Genomic DNA, 21,595 nt, shown 5'->3' on the forward strand with positions numbered 1-21,595 from the left:
TTTCATCTCCACTTTTACCAATCTTTTTCTGTTTGAACTGGCTTGCCTTTCACTTTTTTGGCATTTACTTTTTCTTGCACTTTCTTTTCTTCGTTGTTTACGGCGTCAAGAAGATTTTGCATATTTTGCTTCGAAGGACTATTCCCAGGTTGCGGTTTTGGCTTGTCAGCGTTGTCGCCGTCTTTTTTATCCTTGTCGTTTTTACCGTCTTGGTTGTCTTTTTTGTCGTCGCCTTTCTCTTTGTCTTTGTCGCCTTTATCGTCTTTTTTCTCGTCCTCTTTCTGCTTGTCTTCTTTTTTATCCTTATCCTTTTTGCTGTCGTCTTTTGGCGGTTCCGGATTGTTTTTCAGATATTCTTTCGCTAAAGCGTAATTGTAACGCGTTTGCTCATCACTCGGATTATTTCGCAACGCATTTTTATAGGCTTCCACCGCATCAGAATATTTTTTCTCGGTCATAAAAATATTTCCCAGATTGTGGTAAGCCCTGTGTTTTTCGGGTTTTGTCTGAGCATTTTCAATGGATTTTACATACGCCAATTTGGCCTCGCTTGGCTGTTTTTGCCTGTAAATCGTGTTTCCTAGATTATATGAAGAAATCGCTTTTGCAGGTGTTTTTGAGGCAGAAATTCTATATTCTGCTTCGGCCTCTGCATATTTCTTTTCCTTGAAATCATCGTTCCCTTTTGGCAAGTTCCTATCCTTTTCTTGAGCCGAAATCGCAAAAGAAAAAGTCAACAGTGCATATAAAAAAAGCTTTTTCATATTATTCCTTTTCATTAAATAAGTTCATCTTTTTCACCCAATGCGTCTTTTTTTCCAAGAAGAAAATATCTATAAATAGCAACAAAAATGCAAAACCGGCAAGCCATTGAAACTGCGATTGGTAATTGGCAAACTGCTTCGTCTCAAATTCTGTTTTTTCAATATTATCCAAAGCATTTTTTACATAATCAACTACTTGCTTTGTGTTGTTTCCGTTGATATAACCGCCTTTTGTGGCTTTTGCAATTTCTTTTAAAGTCGCTTCATTCAGTTTTGTAGTCACCACTTCTCCATTTTGGTCGCGTTGGTAACTTTCTACAATGCCGTTTCTTTTCAACGGAATCGGCCCACCTTTTTCAGTCCCCACACCGATGGTCAAGATTTTCAGGCCGTTTTTATTGGCTTCTTCGGCAACATCTTCCACGCCTTGCGAATGGTCTTCTCCGTCAGAAATCATAATGACCAACTTGGCCGTTTTGCTTTTTTCATCAAAAAAAGTAGCCGAAAGTTGGATGGCTTCGTCAAGCGAAGTTCCTTGTGAGGAAACCATTCCGGGATTCATGCTTTGCAGAAACATCTTGGCAACGCTATAATCTGTTGTGACTGGCAGTACCGGGAATGCGCTTCCGGCATAGGCCACGATTCCGATTCTGTCGCTTCCTAAATTGTTGATGATTTGCGATACGATTTGCTTGGTTTTATCCAGACGGCTTGGCGCGATATCTTCAGCCAGCATTGATTTTGAAACGTCAATGGCAAAAACAATGTCTATTCCTTCTCGTTTTACCGTCTCCACTTTCGTGCCAATTTTTGGATTAACCAAAGCCAAAATGACGCAGGCCAAAGCCAAAAGAAGGGCACTGATTTTTAAAGTCGCTTTAAAAACAGATTTTTCCGGGCTCAGTTTTTTTACCAATTCTAAATCACCAAATTCGCGTTGTTTTTTTCGTTTCCAATACAAATTGAAAAGATAAAGCAACACCACGATTGGGATGATTACCAGTAAATAAAGATATTTTTTTTCGTCTAATTCGTCGTACATAATTTTTTAAATAAAGCTTCTAAAAACTGTATTTTTCAATAAAATTTCAAGCAAAAGAAGAATTCCTGCCGCGATGGCAAAAGCACGGAACCTTTCGTCATAATTGTAAAATTTCTGCTCTTCTATCTCGGTTGTTTCCAGCTTGTTGATTTCTTCGTAAATCGCTTTCAAGCTTTGATTATTTTTAGCTCTAAAGTATTGCCCGTCTGTTTTTCTGGCAATTTCTTTCATCAGATTTTCATCGATTTCCACCTGCATCATTCGGTATTCAAATTCTCCATTGGGTTTGATCGCATAAGGCGTTTCGGCCATCCCGGTCGTCCCTATTCCTATGGTATATACTTTTATCCCAAATTCTTTTGCAATATCTGAAGCCATTCTAGGATCGATAAAACCTGAATTATTCACGCCATCCGTCAAAAGAATAATCACCTTGCTTTTCGCCTGGCTTTCTTTCAAACGGTTTACAGCTGTCGCCAGTCCCATCCCGATTCCGGTTCCGTCTTGCAACATTTGGTCGTATTTTACTCCGGCCAAAGCATCTAAGACAACTGCTTTGTCACTTGTAACCGGCGTTTTAGTATAACTTTCTGCTGCATAAACCACCAACCCGATTCTGTCATTTGGCCGTGCTTCCACAAAATCTGATGCCACTTTTTTCAAAGCTTCCAAACGGTTTGGTTTCAAATCTCGTGTCAGCATACTTCCCGAAACGTCAATTGACATCACGATATCGATTCCGTTTGTGATGTTTGTTTTATTGCTGATATCCACCGTCTGCGGTCTTGCCAAAGCGACAATCAAAGCGCTCAAAGCCAAGATTCTCAACACAAAAAGCATTGGCGTTAGTTTTGATAAAATCGAAGGTTTTGCTTTGAATCCTTTCAGCGAACTTATTTTTAGCGTTGCCTGTTTTTTTCCTTTCCAGATATACCAAGCGATTGCCACGGGAATCAGTACAAACAGCCAAAAAAACTCAGGATTTAAAAAAGTTACATTCTTCATCTTAGTTTACTTTTTTAAGTTCAACGGAGTTTATAATTCGGTCGGCAATTTGGGCTCCAAATTCGTCATTATCCAAGTGCGTGATAATGATTTCCTGCAAGCCTCCATTTTGTGCAAAAACTAAAATTTGGTAGGCTAATTTCACCGTCTTATTATCTTCTTCACTAAAAACAGTCATGGAACCGTAAGCTTTTTGCCCTGTGATTCCTTCGCCAGTATTATATGTGTCTTGTTTTACAAAAACATCTTTTGCTTTGTAAGCCTGCTCAAAACCTTTAAGTTCTAGTTCCACTACTTTATCCAGAGGTATTTGAATGGTGTCTTTAAATGACGTTGTTGAAACGCTGACAGAAAATCCAGAAATAAGGCTTCCGTATAAAAATTTTTGGCTTTCTTTTACATTTGCCGACATTTTTTCAGAAGCGGTTCTTTTCAAAACTTTTGGCGTCTCTATTGTGACTGCAGGGTTTCCGTAATCACTCTTGATCCATTCGCCTTCGACCAAATCTTTTGTTGGATGCCCGATGAAATTGTCTTTCAAATAATCCATTCCGTAAGTCGCCATAAAATATCCAAAAGCAATTAAAACCACAAATCCTCCGGCAAAAGAGGCCATCACGATTTTGCGCTTGCGTTTTTTCTTCAATACTAATTCACGACGTTTTGCATCTAAAATTAAGCTTTCGTCTTCTTCCTCTTCAATTTCAGGAATTGCTTTGTGCAACGTGAAGATGGTTTTTTCAATTTTGTTTCTGTCTTCGGCAATTTCAAATTCTAACGGTTTTGACTTGGCAAATTTCACCAAATCCGCTTGACGGAGAACGCGTTCTAAATTTTCAACAGTTTCTTTTGAAACCTTCATTTTCTTTCTGACAGTCGCGCTTCTCAAACCCGCAATTACTTCAGAAGTCGTGCTTTCCATTGCCGGAACTTGAATTTCTTCTTCAATATAGGTTCGGGCAATATCAGTCAATTGTGAATAATAATCTTTGATTTCGCCTTTTTGCCAAAGCTCTTTTTGCTCTAAATTTTTAAGCAATGAAACCGCTTTTTCAATTGGCGTGGCATAAACGATTTCTTCTGGTTTTTCTTTTCGTTTGTATTTTTTAGCATAGAAGTAAATCGCAACACCAATTCCTGCCAAAAGCAAAATTCCCAAAAGCCATTTCCACCAGTTTCCCATTGGCTCTTTGACTTCTGCGATTCCTTTGATGTCATACATTTTCTGTTTCAAGGTGTCCACTTTTACGCTGGCAACCTCAACAAAAAGAGAATCTGTAGAAAATGATTTGTCGTTGATCAAGACTTTCAACCTCGGAAGCAAATATTTTCCAGAGTCAAATTGCGTCAAACCATATCTTTTGGTCAGTATATATCGGTCGTTCTCTTTGACCGTATCTGTGGGATAAGATTCTAAAACTTCCAACTGCCCAAAATTTGTTCCTTCGGGAAAAACCACGTTTGACAAGGTATCAACCGTTGTTTTCAGCGTCAGGTTAATTTGCGCCCCGATTTTAATTTTGGTAGAATCTACCGAAGTGGCCACCCGTTTTTGCTGTCCGAAACTGAGGGTTCCAACAAGCAAAAATAGTAATATGTATAAAGTTTTGTTTTTCATTTGTTTCGTTCCTAATCTTAATTCGTGTTCTGGGGGAAAAAAGATTAACCTCTCGATTTAAAATAGCCCAATAATTTTGTCACGTAACTTTCGTCAACTCTTGTATTTACTGTACCCGAACCGCTTTTACTGAAAGTTTCTTTAAAATATTTTATTTTCTCTTGATAGTATTTTTCATATTCTATCCGAACTGCTTTTGAGCCTGTATTGACCAACAGCGTTTCTCCCGTTTCTGCATCCTGCATATTTACCATACCGAGGTTTGGCATTTTTTCTTCCCTGACATCATACACTCGAATTCCGGTCAAGTCGTGTTTTTTTCCAGCAATCTTCAAGGTTTTTTCATAATCGTCATCAGTCAAGAAATCAGAAATCATAAAAACGATGGCTTTCTTTTTGATAACTCCAGAGAAAAAACGCAATGCCTGAGAAATATCGGTTTTCTTGCTTTTTGGCTGAAATTCGATTAATTCACGGATGATTCTCAACACGTGTGACCTTCCTTTTTTTGGCGGAATAAACAATTCGATTTGGTCAGAAAATAAAATCAAGCCGATTTTATCATTGTTTTGCGTTGCCGAAAAAGCCATTGTTGCTGCGATTTCAGTCACGATATCTTTTTTGAAAGCATTTTGGGTTCCGAAGCTTTCTGAACCGCTGATGTCCACCATAAGCATCATGGTCAATTCTCTTTCTTCCTCAAAAACCTTGATGTAAGGTTCGTTATATCGCGCTGTTACATTCCAGTCAATCGCACGAATATCGTCACCAAACTGGTATTGGCGCACTTCGCTGAATGTCATACCGCGTCCTTTAAAAGACGTGTGGTATTCTCCCGAAAAGATGTGATCGCTCAATCTTCGGGTTTTGATTTCTATTTTTCTAACTTTTTTGAGTAAATCTTTCGTTTCCATATAATCTGTTTAAAAGTTTGAGGTTTAACGTTTAACGTTGCTTTCACAACAACTTTAAACTTTAAACATTAAACAAATCTTAAGGCACTTCAACTTCGTTTACAATTTTATTGATGATATCCACAGAAGTTACATTTTCAGCTTCGGCTTCATACGTGATCCCTATTCTGTGACGCAACACGTCGTGAACAACAGCGCGAACATCTTCAGGAATTACATAACCTCTTCGTTTGATAAAAGCATAACATTTTGCAGCAGTTGCCAAGTTGATGCTTCCACGCGGCGAAGCTCCAAAACTGATCAAAGGTTTTAAATTCTCTAATTTATATTTTTCTGGGTAACGTGTTGCAAACACAATATCCAAGATGTATTTCTCAATTTTTTCATCCATATAAACCTCACGGACTGCTTCTTGGGCTCTAATAATTTGGTCTACAGAAATTACCGGATTTACTTTTTCGAACGAACCTTTTAAGCTCTGGCGGACCACCATTCTTTCTTCTTCCATTTTTGGATAGTCGATAACGGTTTTCAGCATAAAACGGTCCACTTGCGCTTCAGGCAAAGGATACGTTCCTTCTTGTTCCACGGGATTTTGAGTTGCCAAAACCAAAAACGGTCGGTCTAGCTTAAAAGTCGTATCCCCAATCGTTACTTGTTTTTCCTGCATTGCCTCTAAAAGGGCTGATTGCACCTTTGCGGGAGCACGGTTGATCTCATCCGCTAAAACGAAATTTGCGAAGATGGGTCCTTTTTTAATCGAAAAGGCATTGTCTTTAATGTTATAAATCATCGTTCCCACAACGTCGGCAGGAAGCAAATCTGGTGTAAATTGGATACGGCTGAAAGAACCGTGAATTGCTTGTGAAAGCGTGTTAATTGCAAGTGTTTTTGCCAAACCTGGAACTCCTTCCAGCAAGATATGCCCTTGACCCAGAAGCCCGATCAGCAATCTTTCCACCATATGCTTCTGACCGACAATCACTTTGTTCATTTCCATAAAAAGCAGGTCGATAAACGCGCTTTCTCTCTCTATTTTTTCATTGATTGCTCTAATGTCTAATGCAGTAGCATTTTCTTCCATAATATAATATTTAAAGCCGTGAAATTAGTATTTAATTTTAATGGTGCAAATTGAAAATTTATTTACTGGTAAGACGTTAAGAATGTGTTAAAAATTATCTGAATCCCTTGGCTTTAAGGATGATTTATGATTTTGTTTTCATAAATTTAGAAACTTAAATTTACTATCGTGAAAACAGCCTTATCTCCCATAATTGCGGGAACTATGAATTGGGGAATTTGGGATAAAAATCTCACTGCTTCCCAAATGGCAAACCTCATCAATGTTTGCCTTGAAAACAAAATAACCACCTTTGACCACGCCGACATTTATGGCGGTTACACGACCGAAGCTACCTTTGGAAAAGCACTGGGCGAAAGCAAAATTGCCCGCGATAAAATTCAGTTGATTTCAAAGTGTGGGATTCTTCAAAACTCAGAAAATCGCCCGTATAAAATCAAACATTATGATTACTCAAAAGAGTACATCATCTGGTCTGTAGAAAATTCGCTGAAAAACCTGCATTCTGATTATTTAGACGTGCTTTTATTGCATCGCCCTAGTCCGTTGATGAATGCGGATGAAATTGCCGAAGCCGTTGAAAAATTGAAATCAGACGGAAAGATCCTGGATTTTGGACTGTCAAATTTTACGACTTCTCAAACCGACCTGATTCGCTCAAAAACAGAGGTTGCTTATAACCAAATTCAATTTTCTGCAACTGATTATGAGGCGATGCTGAACGGAAGCCTTGACCACATGCAAGTGAACAAGATTCGCCCGATGGCCTGGAATCCGCTTGGAACCGTTTTTAGAGAAAACACCGACCAGACCAAAAGATTAAAAACGCTTTTAGCCGATTTGGTTTCAAAATACCACGTGGGTTCTGACACGATTTTATTGTCATGGATTTTACAGCATCCGGCAAAAATAATTCCGATTGCGGGAACCGTGAATGTGGCCCGATTGCAACAGCTTTTTAAAGCTACGGAATTTAAATTGGAACAAGAAGAATGGTTTGCCATTTGGACGGAAAGTATGGGGAATCAGGTTCCTTAAAAATTATGAGTTATAAATTATGAGTTATGAGTCTGACTCCAACTTTAAATGTTGAATTAAAATTTTCAACAAAAAAATAAAAAATGAAAACAGTTTTAATTACAGGTGCAACAAGCGGCATCGGAAGAGCAACGGCAATTGAATTGGCCAAACACAATTTCAAATTAATTCTTTGTGGCAGGCGCGAAGACCGTTTGGCGGAATTGCAAGCAGAATTGGAGCACCGCACAAAAGTACATACCTTGAATTTTGACGTCAGAAAGAAAAAAGCTGTAAAAGAAGCGATTGATTCTTTACCGCCTGATTTTTCTAAAATCGATGTTTTGATCAATAATGCAGGAAACGCGCACGGTTTAGATCCAATCCAGACCGGTGATTTAGACGATTGGGATGCCATGATTGACATCAACGTGAAAGGATTTCTTTATGTTTCTCACGCGATAATTCCTAAAATGGTGGAGCAACGAAGCGGCCACATCATCAATATCGGCTCTACAGCAGCCAAAGAAGTGTATCCCAACGGAAATGTCTATTGCGCCACAAAACACGCTGTAGACGCCCTGAATCAAGGAATGCGCATGGATCTGAACCAATTCGGAATCAGGGTTGGAGGCATTCATCCCGGCATGGTCGAAACTGAATTTTCTGAAGTCCGTTTCAAAGGCGATGCCGAAAGAGCGGCCAACGTGTACAAAGGTTTCCAGCCGTTAAAACCAGAAGATATTGCCGATATTATTCGATTTGTAATAACCAGGCCTTACCATATCAACATTGCCGATCTGGTCGTCATGTCAACTGCCCAGGCTTCTTCGACCATTGTCAATAGAATAATTTAAAAAGGATATTCAGATATTTCGATTGTCCGACTTTCGATATATCGAAATAGCTAACCATCGAAATATCTGAATAAATGATCAACAAACGCTTACTCATCAAAAACCTTCTTGCCCACAATGACGAGAGCAGTTTTTATGACAAAAAGCGGCAGTTGAACTTGCACACGCGGGAAGGAAAAGGGAAATTCTTGAAACACATCTGTGCGCTTTCCAATTCAAATCCGGCGAATAATTCCTATATCGTTGTGGGTGTTGAAGACCACGATAATGAAATTGTGGGCGATGATTTTTTTGACGACAGCCGTATCCAGAATTTGGTGAATGCTTTTCTAGAAAATCCTCCGAAAATTCAATATGAAAATGTTCCATTTCCAAATTTATCTAAAGATAAAGTGGTGGGATTGGTTACGATCAAGCCTAAAAAACGCGTTTCTTACTTTAAAAAAGGCATACATACGATTCTTGCCAGACAGGCTTTTATTCGAAGAGGGAGCAATTCGATTCCGGTAGAAGAGTCCGAAGTAGAACGCAATTACCAAAATACGGAAACGGTCATCAGCATTGAAAATATTTCGAGAAACAGCATCGAACATACGCTCGAAGGCGTAATGGATTTTATGAACAATCGCCACAAAGACATGTCTCCGAAGTACAAGGTTTTTAAGGAATTATTCGTGGTCTGCTGGGCCGGACTTGTGAAAAAAGTCAAGGGCAAAACCTATTTATCACGCGTGGATATTGAGCTGGTTAACGAGCAGGTAAAGCTGTTTTATTCGGCGCTAGACGAAGTTTCGATTGAATACGACCAAAATACTTTTTCGATTACTGAATATCTTGCCTTGGGCTTAAACGACAGGACAAGCTATTATCCCTTAGAAAAACAGACCATTTATTTTTATGACAACGGATATTATAAAATTGAAACCGAATTCTTGTTTGAACCGCCAGAATATAATCGGAAGATGTTGTTTCATATTTACAATTCAAATCTTTCTTTACTTTCAAAATTAGAAAAATCATTGCCTTTGTCTGGAAGAGAGAAGAAGGATTTAGAGAATCTTCCTTCCACATTTATGATCTGTTATCTCAACGGATTTGATGATGCAAAACAAAAATTAATTGACGCAAAACATCTTCTGAAAGCCTTTGAAAATCCAGCTGTCTATGTCAGTTTTAAAGAAGCTTTGCGGATTTTGAGAAAGATGAAATATGATAAGAACACCGAATAATTTGTATAAAAATTTCTATTATTTGATTATTCCAATAGTTTTCGTGATATTTGAATATTTACACTTATAATGAATAGAACCTTAGTAATTGGTGACATCCACGGCGGTCTTCGGGCCATTTTTCAAATTTTTGAAAAAGCAAATGTCACCACAGAAGACACCTTGATTTTTCTTGGAGATTATGTTGACGGATGGAGCGAATCGCCTGAAGTCATTGATTTTTTAATCCAGTTAAAAGAAACACACCGTTGTGTTTTCTTACGTGGAAACCACGATGACTTATTGCTTTCTTGGCTGGAAGAAAAAAAAGACAATCCGCAATGGTTTAATCATGGTGGAAAAATTACGATGGAAAAATACAGTCTTCTTTCTGACGAAGAAAAACAACCGCATATTGATTTCCTGAAGCTTTTAGAAAATTACCATCTTGACGATCAAAACAGACTGTTCATCCACGCTGGTTTCACTAACTTGAACGGAGTAGAATATGAATATTTTCCAAAAATGTTTTATTGGGAACGAACCCTATGGGAAAACGCACTTTCATTAGATCCAAAAATTGAAAAAGACAGTCCTTTTTATCCAAAGAGATTCACGCTTTACAAAGAAATCTTCATTGGCCACACACCTGTTACCCGAGTTGGAGAAACAACACCGATGAATAGGGCCAATGTTTGGAATATGGACACAGGCGCCGCCTTTCGTGGCCCTTTGACGATCTTAAGCGTTGATACAAAGAAGTTTTGGCAAAGCGATCCGTTGCCAGAGCTCTATCCGGAAGAAAACGGCAGGAATTAAAGATGTTGTAAATTCGTATTAAATTGTATATTTGCATCAAAACAATACTCATGAAGAAAATTATAACATTAGGATTGCTTTTAACGGCTTTCCTTGGAAACGCACAAGCTTTTAGCGGTAAAGGTGATGATAAATTTCAAGTTGGAGCCAATTTTCAAGATAGGGCAACTGGAATTATGGCCACTTATGACCACGGAATCGGCGAAAATATGTCTATCGGATTGTACACCACTTATTTATTAGATACTTCAAATTACTCGAATACTACTTTTGATTCTAAATTTGAAGACCGTTTTGATGTAAAAGCAAGATTCAGTGCTAACATCGGAAACGTGATGGGTCTTCCTGAGCAAGTTGACATTTATCCAGGTTTAAACCTTGGACTTAGAAACTTTGGAGGTCACCTTGGAGCACGTTATTTCTTCACAAATGGATTTGGTGTTTTTACAGAACTAAACGTTCCAATCGCCAAATATGACAATGACGTTATTGGCTATGAACATTTAAACAACCAGTTTACGGTTAGTTTGGGAGCTTCATTCAACTTATAAAGTTCCACTTATAAATACAAAAAAAATCCGATTCGTCATTTCACTGAATCGGATTTTTTTTTTTGAAGCCAAACTTCTGGCATTTTATAAATGAAATTCCTGCTGTGCCACTCGCTTTAAACCATAAACAAAAATATCAGTGCAATTTGTTGCACCATTGTTGTAGTCACTACTATTACATGAAATAGCAAGGATTGACATAAATAACATCATTTCTTTCATAGCAATTTTCTTTCTTTTATAATAGACGGCATAACATTAAAAAGGTTGCTTTGCTAAATCAACAACTGTTATAAATAGGTTAAAAATCCAAAGCTTCAAAAAAGCGCCTAAAAATTCTTCGTAAATTTATAAAACAACAGAAGAAAAAAATGACGCTTTCAGATCACTACAATTCCGTTAGAAAACACACCGAAACCATCTGCCAAACCTTAAAAACAGAAGATTTCGTACCGCAACCTGTGAATTTTGTGAGTCCGCCGAAATGGCATTTGGCGCACACTACGTGGTTTTTTGAGCAATTTATCCTGAAAGAACATTTGCCTGACTACAAAGTTTTCCACGACGATTTCTGTTTTCTTTTTAATAGCTATTACAACACGGTAGGCGAAAGAGTTTTCCGTGCCGATCGAGGAAACATCACACGTCCCGGCGTTGATGAAGTTTTTGAATACCGCGCTTATGTCGATATGCACATGCAGATTTTGCTACAGTTAAAATCAGAAGAATTAAAAGAGCTGCTCGAACTCGGTTTGCATCACGAACAGCAACACCAAGAATTGTTATTGACCGACATCAAATATATCTTGGGAAACAACCCCATTTTTCCGGTTTTCAACGAAGATTTTGATTGGGAAAATGATACCAATTCTGAAACTGGTTTTATAAAAATTGAAGAAGGAATTTATGAAATTGGTCACGATGCCGATGCATTTTCTTTTGACAACGAACACGGAAAACACAAAGTCTATCTGCACGAATTTGAGATTTCAAAAGCGTTGGTTACCAATGCAGAATTTCTTGAATTTATCAATGCCGGCGGTTATCAGAATTTTAAATATTGGTTGGACGAAGGCTGGTCTTGGGTAACACAAAATAAAATTGAAGCGCCATTGTATTGGCATAATATTGAAGGAGACTGGTTTTATTACACGAACAATGGTTTACAGGAAATCAATTTTGAAGCCGTTCTTACGCACGTCAGTTTCTTCGAAGCTTCGGCTTTTGCCGAGTGGAAAAAAATGCGACTGCCCACCGAATTTGAATGGGAAATTGCTTCTGATAAATTCAATTGGGGAAAACGCTGGGAATGGACGAACTCGGCGTATTTGCCCTATCCAAATTTTAAAAAACCCGAAGGCGCAATTGGCGAATACAACGGAAAATTTATGGTTAACCAAATGGTTTTACGTGGTTCCAGTTGCGCAACATCGCCCAATCACAGCCGAAAAACCTACCGAAACTTTTTTCACGCAGACGAACGCTGGCAATACAACGGTATTCGTTTGGTCAAATAAAAATCTATGAAAATCACTACTCCAACATACAATCTGGCATTTGCTGAAGACGTTTTAAAAGGCTTGACTGATAAAAAGAAGCATCTTTCTTCTCGTTATTTTTATGATGACGAAGGAAGCCACATTTTTCAGCAGATTATGAAAATGCCTGAATATTATCCGACAAATTGTGAGTTTGAGATTTTGTCGGAACAGTCAGAAAATATTTTGGAACAATTAAATTTCAAAGAAAAGTTCAATATCGTGGAATTTGGTTCTGGCGACGGGACCAAAACCAAACAATTACTTCAGGCTTTTTTGAATAAAAATGCTGATTTTACGTATGTTCCGATTGATATTTCTGAAGAAGCAATTTTGATTTTGGAAGAAAATATTCGAGCCTCAATTCCGGAAATTCAGATGAATTCAAAAGTGGGCGATTACTTTGATATTTTAGAAGACATTTCGAAAGAAGAAACGCCGAATCTGTTTTTATTTTTAGGTGGAAATATTGGAAATTATAAAAAAGATGACGCGCTTGATTTGCTTCAAAAGTTTGCTTCGGGAATGAAAAAAGGCGACAAATTGCTGATGGGAATTGATTTGCAGAAAAGTCCGAGAACGATTCAAAAAGCCTATGACGACCCACACGGAATCACGAAAATGTTCAATATGAATTTACTTCAGAGAATAAATCGTGAATTAGAAGCCGACATTGACTTGGACCAATTTGATTTTTATTGCCATTATAATCCTGAAAACGGTAAAGTCAACAGTTATTTGTTCAGTTTAATCAAACAAAAATTTTACAGTAAAATTTTAGATACAACCTTTACATTTCAAAAAGATGAAATGATTTGGACTGAACTTTCCAAGAAATATAGCCTTGCTGAAATTGAAGAATTGGCTTCAACTTTGGATTTTAAAGTCGTGGAGAATTTCTTAGATAAAAAAGGCTATTTTGCGGATAGTTTGTGGGAGAAATAAAAAAATCCCACCAGTTTTCACCAGCGGGATTTCTCATAAAATGCTATTTAATCTTACAAATCAAATTTAATTCCTTGTGCCAATGGCAAACTAGTGGTATAATTGATTGTATTAGTTTGTCTTCTCATGTATACTTTCCAAGCGTCAGAACCAGATTCGCGACCGCCACCTGTTTCTTTTTCTCCACCAAAAGCACCACCAATTTCAGCACCAGAAGTTCCGATGTTTACGTTAGCGATACCACAGTCAGAACCAGCAACAGAAAGGAATCTTTCTGCTTCACGCAAATTATTGGTCATAATGGCAGAAGACAATCCTTGCGCCACTCCGTTTTGGATTGCGATAGCATTGTCAACATCTCCGTCATATTTCAACAAATATAAAACCGGAGCAAATGTTTCGTGCTGTACGATTTCAAAATGACCTTCTGCCTCTGCGATTGCAGGTTTTACATAACAGCCACTTTCATAACCTTCTCCAGAAAGAACGCCACCTTCTACGATGATTTTTCCGCCTTCAGCAATTACTTTTGCCAACGCTTTGTTATACATTTCAACAGCGTGCGTATCGATCAGCGGTCCAACGTGGTTGTTTTGATCCAACGGATTTCCGATTTTCAATTGCGCATAAGCTGAAACAATTGCGTCTCTCACTTTGTCATAAATACTTTCGTGGATAATCAAACGGCGCGTTGACGTACAACGTTGTCCGGCAGTTCCCACAGCACCAAAAACAGCACCGATAACTGTCATTTTCACGTCAGCATCTGGCGTCACGATGATGGCATTGTTTCCACCTAATTCTAATAACGAACGTCCTAAACGGCCAGCCACAGTTTGCGCTACGATTTTCCCCATACGAGTTGAACCTGTTGCAGAAACCAACGGCACGCGAACGTCAGAAGTCATCCATTCTCCCACTTTGTAATCTCCGTTGATCAGGCAAGAAATTCCTTCAGGAAGATTGTTTTCTTTTAATACTTCGGCAATAATATTTTGACAAGCCACACCGCACAAAGGTGTTTTTTCAGATGGTTTCCAAACGCAAACGTCTCCAGCAATCCAAGCCAAAGCCGTATTCCAAGACCAAACGGCTACCGGGAAATTAAACGCAGAAATGATTCCGACGATTCCAAGTGCATGGTATTGGTCGTACATTCTGTGTCCAGGACGCTCAGAGTGCATGGTGAAACCGTGCAATTGACGTGACAATCCTACTGCAAAATCACAGATGTCAATCATTTCTTGCACTTCACCAAGACCTTCTTGCAATGATTTTCCCATTTCATAAGAAACCAATTTTCCAAGAGCGTCTTTTTTCTCGCGTAATTTTTGTCCGAATTGGCGAACGATTTCACCACGTTGCGGTGCTGGCATCATGCGGAAAGTTTTGAAAGCTTCGGTTGCGCTTTGCATCACTTTTTCGTAATCTTCCTTAGTTGTCGTTTTTACTTTTCCGATTAATTGACCATCAACTGGAGAATAGCTTTCCAAGATTTCTCCGTTTGAAAACCAAGAATTTCCGGTTGAAGTTCCTTCGTTAATTTCCTTGATGCCTAATTGTTGCAAGGCTTCCTGCATTCCGAATTGATTTGCTGTTGTTGCCATTTATAACTTTTTGATTGTAAATTGTATTATTTTTTGCGAAGTTATGATTTATAGGTGGGATTTGCCAATTTAAATGAATTTTTAGCAATGTACTGAAAATGGGTTTGCAGAGATTAAACACCCATTTCACGAATTTGCACAGATTGTGGATGCACCGAAATTTTTTGAACGCGGATTTGGTCGCATGAAACAAACGACACCGCTTCTTCTTTTATAATGTAACGGGTTTTTCGGATAAATTATGTGCTTGTTTGATTCCTCGCAATAAAGTGTATCGACAAACTGCATCACTAGCCCCGATTGCACCGGAAACCCCGGAAACAAAAAAGCCCTGTTTTTTGTTTTAAAAAAGCGACCGGAGGAAGCTCATTTTAAAACTTTAAAAACACGGCTTTTTTATTGAGGAGTTGCAGGAAAAAGCGGGAAATAGCTACTTATAATCCTTATACTTGTGTGACTGTTTCCTTCGTCTCAATGACTTTATCTTTTTAATGAATACCGCTTGTCTGTTTCCATTATTGTTCCGCATTTATTGCACTGTCTCAAGGCTTTTGAGTTGTAAAAATGCTGAAAATGGGGAAGAAAATCTTTTTCGATGTCGTTTAATTCAAAATAGACGTCGTATAATTTGTGGTTGCAATTGTCGCAAAACCACAGAAGACCGTCAGTGTAGCCTTTTCCAGCGCGCTTTCTTTCGATTACCAATCCGATGGAACCTGCAGAACGAACTGGTGAATGTGGCGTTTTTGCGGGATGAAGGTACATGTCGCCGGCATGAAGTTCCATTTCTTTGCGCTCGCCATCTTCTTGGACGATGACTTTTATGGAACCTTCGAGCTGGTAAAAAAGTTCTTCGGTTTCGTTATAATGGTAATCTTTACGGGCGTTTGGACCGGCAACGACCATCACGATATAATCTTCAGAATCTACATATATATTTTTGTTGCCGACTGGTGGTTTTAAAAGGTGTCGGTTTTCATCAATCCACTTGTTTAGATTGAAGGGTTTTGAAATAGCCATAATTTTAATTTTGATATAAATTTACTGAAAAATAAAAAGGCTAGCGAAAACTAGCCTTTAAAATTTATTTTACTTCTTTAATCAGATACACATACACCGGAAAGTGATCACTGAAACCAACCATTCCGTCGGCATTTCTGAGCGGATATCCTTTATATCGCCCCACAGTTTGTGTTAAGAAAGGCTTGTTGTAAACGCCTGCTTTCCAAAAACGGTAAGAAGAATAATCTTTTCTGATTAATGGTTCAGAAAGAATCATTTGGTCAAATAAATCCCAAGCGTCACGGTAAGCAAGGGTTCCGATGCCTTTGTTTGCCATCTCTTCCATTGGGTTGTACATGCCTCTTTCCTTAACTTCTTCTTTCTTGGCTTTAGCTTCCAGTTCTACCTTGATGCTCTTATTATAAGGTCCGTCATTTAAATCTCCCATTGTGATTACTTTCGCATTTGGGTTGATGGTGTACAGCGAATCGATGATTTTTCTGTTTAATCTTCCGGCAGCTTCACGGTTTGGGCTTGATTTCTTTTCACCTCCTGAACGTGACGGCCAGTGATTTACGATAAAATTAATTTCTTCGCCGTCAAGCAAACCTGTTACCACAAGTTGGTCACGCGTGTAAATTCTTTTTGTTTTATCAGATTGGTCATAAATGATTAACGGCACATTGATATAGCTTGTCGGCTTGAAATGTTTCTTTTGGTATAAAAGTCCAACGTCAATTCCTCTTCTGTCAGGAGAATCAAAATGAACGATTCCATATTCTTTGCCGGCCAAAAGTGGTTGTTTTATTAAATCTTCTAAAACACCACGATTTTCAACTTCGGCAACTCCCACAATAACAGGAGATTCTTTTTGTTGGTCGCTTGTTCCAATTTCGGCAATTGTTCTGCTCAGGTTGCTTAACTTTTTCTTGTATTTTTCGATTGTCCAGCGCTGGGTTCCTGTGGGAGTATATTCTTCATCATTCACATCAACGTTGTTAATGGTGTCGAACAAATTTTCAACATTATAAAATGCAACTGTCTGCACTTTAAATTTCTTTTCTTGCGCAAATGCACTGCTTATTGATAATAAAACAATGAAAAGGCCGATTAAATTTCTAATTCTCATAAATCGCTATATTAATTTAATATGAAGTTTTCTAACAAACTTGACGGCAAAAGTAATTAATATTATTAAAATTTATACATTTGCACCCTGTTAAGAAATAATTAACTTAACTACAGTGACTTAATTTTTAATTTTATTTATGAAAAAACTTGTAATTAGTATGCTATTTGTTATGCAAGTCGTTTTTGCTTTTGCTCAGCAAAACCCTTTGGTTAAAGGGAAAGTTGTTGATGCAAAGACACAAAAACCATTGCAGAATGTTGTCGCAACACTACAGAACACAACCCTGACGATTTTAACAAATTCAGATGGAATTTTTGTTTTTCCGAGCGTTCCAACAGGAACTCATTTATTGGAAATTTCTAGCACTGGCTTTACACGCCAAATCTTATCTATTGATGTTGAAGATCAGCCTTTAGACATTGGTATTGTTGTTTTAGAAGAAGATATTAAAGCGGAACAACAATTAAGTTTGATTACCATTACCGAAAATGATCTTGGTGACGACAACAGTGGTTCTGAAAGTACTGCTGGACTTTTACAAGCTTCAAGAGATGCTTTTCAACAAGCAGCTGCTTTTAACTGGGGTCAATCTCGTTTTAGAATTAGAGGTTTGGACAATGAGTATGGAGCTACTATGATAAATGGAGTTACCATGAACAAAATTTATGATGGAAGACCACAATGGAGCAACTGGGGTGGATTAAACGATGCTACAAGAAATCAAGAGTTTACAATGGGCTCAGGTCCCTCTGATTATACTTTTGGAAGTATCTTAGGAACTCAAGAAATTAATACAAGAGCTTCATTTTACAGACCAGGATCAAGAGTATCTTTTTCTGGAACTAATACAAACTATAGCTGGAGAATGATGGCAACTCATGCTTCTGGAATGAACGAAGACGGTTGGGCTTATGTTATTTCTGCAGGAAGAAGATGGGCCGATGAAGGTTACTTTGAAGGAACTGATTACAGCGCAAACTCTTTCTTTGCTAGTGTTGAGAAAAAATTCAACGACAATCACAGTTTGAACTTTACATCGATTTTTGCACAAAACAGCAGAGGAAAAAACTCGCCAAATACACAAGAAGTTACTGACTTAGTGGGTGAAGAATACAACTCTTACTGGGGATGGCAAAACGGAAAGAAAAGAAACTCTAGAGATAAAGATGTTGAAGAGCCAATTTTAATGTTAAGCCACTATTGGAAAATAAACGATAAAAACAGTTTAAACACTAACGTTGCTTACCAATTTGGTAGCATTGGGAACAGCCGTTTAGATTTTAATGGTGCTGCAAATCCAGATCCTACTTATTATAGAAACTTACCAAGTTATTTTTCTACAAATGGAGCAACTGCTGAAGTGATTGACGGTCAAAGAAATTTCTTTTTATCAAATAGACAAATCAATTGGGATGCAATCTATTATGGAAATACGGAAGCGGTAACAAATTCAGATAATATTGAAATTGGAAGAAGATCAAAAGAAAGTGGTACGATATTGTATGAAGACAGAACAGATGACAAACAATGGACTGTTAGCTCAATCTTAAACTCTCAACTATCTGACAACATCATCCTTAACGCTGGTGGAACTTACAGAAAATTAAGATCGCAAAACTTTCAAAATGTATTAGACCTTTTAGGCGGTTCATTTTATTCTGACCTTGACCCTTTCTTAGTGGGAGAAAGACAACAATCAGATTTAGACAATCCAAATAGAAAAGTGGGTGTTGGTGATAAATTTGGATATAATTATATTCTTAATGCTGACATTGTTGATGCCTTTACACAGTTCAAATTTAGCTATACTAAGTTTGACTTTTACATGGCTCAAAACTATACTCGCACGCAATACCAAAGAGAAGGACTTTACAGAAATGGTAATTATGAAAATAATTCTAAAGGTAAAAGTGAAAAAGTTAGCTTCGAAAACTTTGGTTTCAAAGGTGGTTTGACTTACAAATTGACGGGGCGTCACTTATTTGATGTGAATGCTGCTTACATGACAAAAGCACCAACAATGAGAAATACTTTCCCTAATGCAAGAATGAACAATAATATTGTTACTGATTTGCAAAGTGAAAAAATCATGAGTGTGGATGCGAGTTATATCATCAGAGCTCCAAAATTGAAAGCAAGAATCACTGGATACTATTCTACTGTTAAAGATGCAACAGATATCGGATTTTATTTTGCAGAAGGTCTAGGTGTAATTACACCTGAAGGAACAGCTATTTCATCTAATGGAAATGCATTCGTTGCTGAAATTGTTACTGGAATGAACAGAAAAAATATGGGTGGAGAACTTGGTCTTGAATACCAATTGACACAAACTATTAAACTTACTGGAACAGCAGCTTATGGTCAATATACATTTGACAACAATCCAAATGTAAAATTAAGCGTAGACAACATCAGACAAATTATTAATTTTGGTGGTTCTACAATGAAAGATTACAAACAACCAGGAATGCCACAACAGGCTTATGGTTTAGGTATTGAATACAGAGATCCTAAATTCTGGTGGATTGGAGCAAATGCTAACTACTTAGCAGACAATTATTCAGACATTTCTCCGTTATTGAGAACAAATAATTTCTTCATAAACCCAGACACCAATGCGCCATTCGTTGAAGCTACAGAAGAAGGTGCAAGAGCCTTATTAAAACAAGAAAAATTTGATCCAACAACTTTGGTTAACTTAGTAGGTGGAAAATCATGGAGAATCGATGGCAAAACAGTTGGTTTCTTTGCAAGTGTAAATAATGTTTTTGATGTCACTTATAAAACAGGTGGATTTGAACAAGCTCGTAATGCAAATTACAGAGAATTGCAAGAAGACTATGTTGGAGGAACACGTTCATTTGGTCCTAAATATTTTTATGGATACGGAAGAACTTATTTTATTAATCTTTACCTAAATTTCTAAATAAAAAAAAAGCAAAATATGAAAACTAATTTTTTAAAATCTATTTTAGGTATGGCTCTTGGAGCGGTACTTTTTACTGGGTGCGTTAACGATGACGATTACGCTATCCCAAACTTAGAGTGTAATGATCCAAACCTTGTGGTAACAAAACAAGTTCAAGACATTTACAACCAAGCAACAACATCTCCAGTACTTTATACTGCAGACGACATCATTGAAGCAAGAGTGGTATCAAGTGATAAAGGAGGAACTTTCTTTAAAGTTATGTACCTTAATTCTCTTGATGGAACAAGAGGCTTCAGTTTAGCAATAAACAGACAAGACCTTTACAACGAATACAACGTTGGTAGAAAAGTATACATCAAATTGAAAGGTCTTTATACTCAAATCAGAAACAACACCCTTCAAATTGGTGCATTGTACAATAATAACGTGGGTCAAATTGCTGAGAATGCTTACAAATTAAGCTTGCTTAATTCTTGTAATACTGTTGACGAAGAAACTTTGGTTAATCCACTTACTCTTTCTCAAATTTCTGACGCAAACATTGGAAAATTGATTGAATTACAAAACGTTCAATTTAGTGATGCTGCTTTAGGTCAAACTTATTACAATGCTGCTAATGTTCTTGGTTCTGAAACAAACCACTTAATCACTGACGCAACTGGTGCAACTTTAATCTTTAGAACAGGTTCGTTTGCAGAATATGCAGGTATTCCGGTTTCAAGCAAAAGCGGAAAAATCAGAGGTATCTTGACAAAATTCGGTTCAGATTACCAATTCATCGCAAGATATACAACTGACATTAGATTAACTGAAGACAGAATTGGTGGTGAGCCAGAGCAACCAGAAGAGCCAGGAACTCCTGGAACAACTCCTCCTGAATTGCCAGGAACTTTATTGTTCACAGGTGGTAACTTTAATAATTATGCTGATTTTCTTACCTCAGTAAATGCAGCTTTCGGGATCAAACCTTACGCAACTGAAAGTGCAGGTAACGGTCTTGGTGGAACAACAGCTTTACGTATTAATGGTACGCCAACTGCTAATGATTATGTATTTACCGTAAAAGCGCCAGCAGGTCTTCCAACAAACGCAACAAAAATTACGTTCTGGATTAAAGGTACTTCAACAGGAAAAGCATTATCATTTAATGTGAATCGTTCAACATCAGGATATGATGTGTACAACCTTTCTAGTTTAGGATCAAGTGCAGTAACATTACAAAAAAGCACAGAAATCAATCCTTCTGGTAACGGAACAAATCAATATACAGGATCAATCAACACAAATAATACTTGGGTTAAAGTAACTTTAGATATTACGGGTGTTCCATACACTACCACTGCAGGAAATGACATCTTCTCATTAAAAACTGGAAATGGTGGAGTTTATGACTTATACTTTGACAACTTTATTATTGAATAATTATCTTTAATAGCTTATTTAAAAAGCCGCTTGGAACAACCAAGCGGCTTTTTTTTGCCAATTATCTATCTAATTGCAAATTCCAGTGATATTGACCACCCGATTCCAGTTTAAAGTGAGCACCTAATTCCAGTT

Annotated in this window: 18 protein-coding genes; 9 read left to right on the forward strand and 9 right to left on the reverse strand. The window is 37.6% G+C overall.

From position 1 onward, the window contains the following. Positions 1 to 14: 14 nt before the first annotated feature. From EG849_RS12310 to EG849_RS12335, 6 genes are all read right to left on the reverse strand, one after another. Positions 15 to 764, reverse strand: a complete 750-nt coding sequence (locus EG849_RS12310; RefSeq protein WP_125013384.1) for a tetratricopeptide repeat protein — start codon at positions 762 to 764, stop codon at positions 15 to 17. Position 765: 1 nt separating this feature from the next. Beyond that, the gene (locus EG849_RS12315) at positions 766 to 1,806 is read right to left on the reverse strand and encodes a vWA domain-containing protein (protein WP_125013385.1); all 1,041 of its coding nucleotides are present in this window, start codon (positions 1,804 to 1,806) and stop codon (positions 766 to 768) included. 6 nt (positions 1,807 to 1,812) lie between these two features. Continuing rightward, the gene (locus EG849_RS12320; RefSeq protein ID WP_125013386.1) at positions 1,813 to 2,811 is read right to left on the reverse strand and encodes a vWA domain-containing protein; all 999 of its coding nucleotides are present in this window, start codon (positions 2,809 to 2,811) and stop codon (positions 1,813 to 1,815) included. Between the two features lies 1 nt (position 2,812). Beyond that, on the reverse strand, positions 2,813 to 4,429 hold the full coding sequence (locus EG849_RS12325) for a hypothetical protein (RefSeq protein ID WP_125013387.1): 1,617 nt from the start codon (positions 4,427 to 4,429) through the stop codon (positions 2,813 to 2,815). A gap of 44 nt (positions 4,430 to 4,473) precedes the next feature. After that, the gene (locus EG849_RS12330) at positions 4,474 to 5,343 is read right to left on the reverse strand and encodes a DUF58 domain-containing protein (RefSeq protein ID WP_125013388.1); all 870 of its coding nucleotides are present in this window, start codon (positions 5,341 to 5,343) and stop codon (positions 4,474 to 4,476) included. Between the two features lie 79 nt (positions 5,344 to 5,422). Next, complete coding sequence (locus tag EG849_RS12335; RefSeq protein ID WP_125013389.1) at positions 5,423 to 6,427, reverse strand: AAA family ATPase; 1,005 nt, start codon at positions 6,425 to 6,427, stop codon at positions 5,423 to 5,425. Between the two features lie 165 nt (positions 6,428 to 6,592). Between EG849_RS12335 and EG849_RS12340 the strand changes: the two genes are divergently transcribed. The 7 genes from EG849_RS12340 to EG849_RS12370 all read left to right on the forward strand — a co-directional run bounded on the left by EG849_RS12340 (position 6,593) and on the right by EG849_RS12370 (position 13,362). Next, entirely contained in the window at positions 6,593 to 7,465 is an 873-nt protein-coding gene (locus tag EG849_RS12340) for an aldo/keto reductase (RefSeq protein ID WP_125013390.1), read from the forward strand. An 83-nt stretch (positions 7,466 to 7,548) separates the two neighbouring features. After that, entirely contained in the window at positions 7,549 to 8,301 is a 753-nt protein-coding gene (locus tag EG849_RS12345; protein ID WP_125013391.1) for an SDR family NAD(P)-dependent oxidoreductase, read from the forward strand. A gap of 74 nt (positions 8,302 to 8,375) precedes the next feature. Next, complete coding sequence (locus tag EG849_RS12350) at positions 8,376 to 9,530, forward strand: ATP-binding protein (RefSeq protein ID WP_125013392.1); 1,155 nt, start codon at positions 8,376 to 8,378, stop codon at positions 9,528 to 9,530. A 69-nt stretch (positions 9,531 to 9,599) separates the two neighbouring features. Beyond that, complete coding sequence (locus EG849_RS12355) at positions 9,600 to 10,328, forward strand: metallophosphoesterase family protein (protein ID WP_125013393.1); 729 nt, start codon at positions 9,600 to 9,602, stop codon at positions 10,326 to 10,328. Positions 10,329 to 10,378: 50 nt separating this feature from the next. Then, complete coding sequence (locus tag EG849_RS12360) at positions 10,379 to 10,879, forward strand: DUF6646 family protein (RefSeq protein ID WP_125013394.1); 501 nt, start codon at positions 10,379 to 10,381, stop codon at positions 10,877 to 10,879. A gap of 371 nt (positions 10,880 to 11,250) precedes the next feature. After that, a complete protein-coding gene (egtB, locus tag EG849_RS12365; RefSeq protein WP_125013395.1) occupies positions 11,251 to 12,396 on the forward strand; it encodes an ergothioneine biosynthesis protein EgtB in 1,146 nt (381 codons plus the stop codon). A gap of 6 nt (positions 12,397 to 12,402) precedes the next feature. Further along, positions 12,403 to 13,362 (forward strand): L-histidine N(alpha)-methyltransferase, encoded by a 960-nt coding sequence (locus tag EG849_RS12370; RefSeq protein ID WP_125013396.1) that lies wholly within the window; start codon positions 12,403 to 12,405, stop codon positions 13,360 to 13,362. 53 nt (positions 13,363 to 13,415) lie between these two features. Here EG849_RS12370 and amaB read toward each other — a convergent pair whose 3' ends face one another. From amaB to EG849_RS12385, 3 genes are all read right to left on the reverse strand, one after another. Continuing rightward, positions 13,416 to 14,969: an L-piperidine-6-carboxylate dehydrogenase gene (gene amaB / locus EG849_RS12375; RefSeq protein WP_125013397.1), complete on the reverse strand. Its 1,554-nt coding sequence runs from the start codon at positions 14,967 to 14,969 to the stop codon at positions 13,416 to 13,418. A 480-nt stretch (positions 14,970 to 15,449) separates the two neighbouring features. After that, the gene (locus tag EG849_RS12380) at positions 15,450 to 15,989 is read right to left on the reverse strand and encodes a 3-hydroxyanthranilate 3,4-dioxygenase (RefSeq protein WP_125013398.1); all 540 of its coding nucleotides are present in this window, start codon (positions 15,987 to 15,989) and stop codon (positions 15,450 to 15,452) included. A 64-nt stretch (positions 15,990 to 16,053) separates the two neighbouring features. Beyond that, complete coding sequence (locus tag EG849_RS12385; RefSeq protein ID WP_125013399.1) at positions 16,054 to 17,100, reverse strand: endonuclease/exonuclease/phosphatase family protein; 1,047 nt, start codon at positions 17,098 to 17,100, stop codon at positions 16,054 to 16,056. Positions 17,101 to 17,239: 139 nt separating this feature from the next. Between EG849_RS12385 and EG849_RS12390 the strand changes: the two genes are divergently transcribed. Both EG849_RS12390 and EG849_RS12395 read left to right on the forward strand, forming a co-directional pair. Next, complete coding sequence (locus EG849_RS12390) at positions 17,240 to 20,032, forward strand: carboxypeptidase-like regulatory domain-containing protein (protein WP_125013400.1); 2,793 nt, start codon at positions 17,240 to 17,242, stop codon at positions 20,030 to 20,032. A gap of 18 nt (positions 20,033 to 20,050) precedes the next feature. Next, positions 20,051 to 21,460: a DUF5689 domain-containing protein gene (locus EG849_RS12395; protein WP_125013401.1), complete on the forward strand. Its 1,410-nt coding sequence runs from the start codon at positions 20,051 to 20,053 to the stop codon at positions 21,458 to 21,460. The last annotated feature ends 135 nt before the right edge of the window (positions 21,461 to 21,595 follow it).

Origin of the sequence: Flavobacterium macacae (genome assembly GCF_003865365.1) — a bacterium.
GTDB classification, from domain to species: domain Bacteria; phylum Bacteroidota; class Bacteroidia; order Flavobacteriales; family Flavobacteriaceae; genus Flavobacterium; species Flavobacterium macacae.

Coding starts and splice junctions, on each gene's coding strand:
- EG849_RS12385 (WP_125013399.1), bottom strand. CDS start 17,100: ATGAGAATTAGAAATTTAATCGGCCTTTTCATTGTTTTATTATCAATA.
- EG849_RS12395 (WP_125013401.1), top strand. CDS start 20,051: ATGAAAACTAATTTTTTAAAATCTATTTTAGGTATGGCTCTTGGAGCG.
- EG849_RS12325 (WP_125013387.1), bottom strand. CDS start 4,429: ATGAAAAACAAAACTTTATACATATTACTATTTTTGCTTGTTGGAACC.
- EG849_RS12335 (WP_125013389.1), bottom strand. CDS start 6,427: ATGGAAGAAAATGCTACTGCATTAGACATTAGAGCAATCAATGAAAAA.
- EG849_RS12330 (WP_125013388.1), bottom strand. CDS start 5,343: ATGGAAACGAAAGATTTACTCAAAAAAGTTAGAAAAATAGAAATCAAA.
- EG849_RS12310 (WP_125013384.1), bottom strand. CDS start 764: ATGAAAAAGCTTTTTTTATATGCACTGTTGACTTTTTCTTTTGCGATT.
- EG849_RS12360 (WP_125013394.1), top strand. CDS start 10,379: ATGAAGAAAATTATAACATTAGGATTGCTTTTAACGGCTTTCCTTGGA.
- EG849_RS12370 (WP_125013396.1), top strand. CDS start 12,403: ATGAAAATCACTACTCCAACATACAATCTGGCATTTGCTGAAGACGTT.
- EG849_RS12390 (WP_125013400.1), top strand. CDS start 17,240: ATGAAAAAACTTGTAATTAGTATGCTATTTGTTATGCAAGTCGTTTTT.
- EG849_RS12350 (WP_125013392.1), top strand. CDS start 8,376: ATGATCAACAAACGCTTACTCATCAAAAACCTTCTTGCCCACAATGAC.
- egtB (WP_125013395.1), top strand. CDS start 11,251: ATGACGCTTTCAGATCACTACAATTCCGTTAGAAAACACACCGAAACC.
- EG849_RS12355 (WP_125013393.1), top strand. CDS start 9,600: ATGAATAGAACCTTAGTAATTGGTGACATCCACGGCGGTCTTCGGGCC.
- EG849_RS12380 (WP_125013398.1), bottom strand. CDS start 15,989: ATGGCTATTTCAAAACCCTTCAATCTAAACAAGTGGATTGATGAAAAC.
- amaB (WP_125013397.1), bottom strand. CDS start 14,969: ATGGCAACAACAGCAAATCAATTCGGAATGCAGGAAGCCTTGCAACAA.
- EG849_RS12315 (WP_125013385.1), bottom strand. CDS start 1,806: ATGTACGACGAATTAGACGAAAAAAAATATCTTTATTTACTGGTAATC.
- EG849_RS12320 (WP_125013386.1), bottom strand. CDS start 2,811: ATGAAGAATGTAACTTTTTTAAATCCTGAGTTTTTTTGGCTGTTTGTA.
- EG849_RS12345 (WP_125013391.1), top strand. CDS start 7,549: ATGAAAACAGTTTTAATTACAGGTGCAACAAGCGGCATCGGAAGAGCA.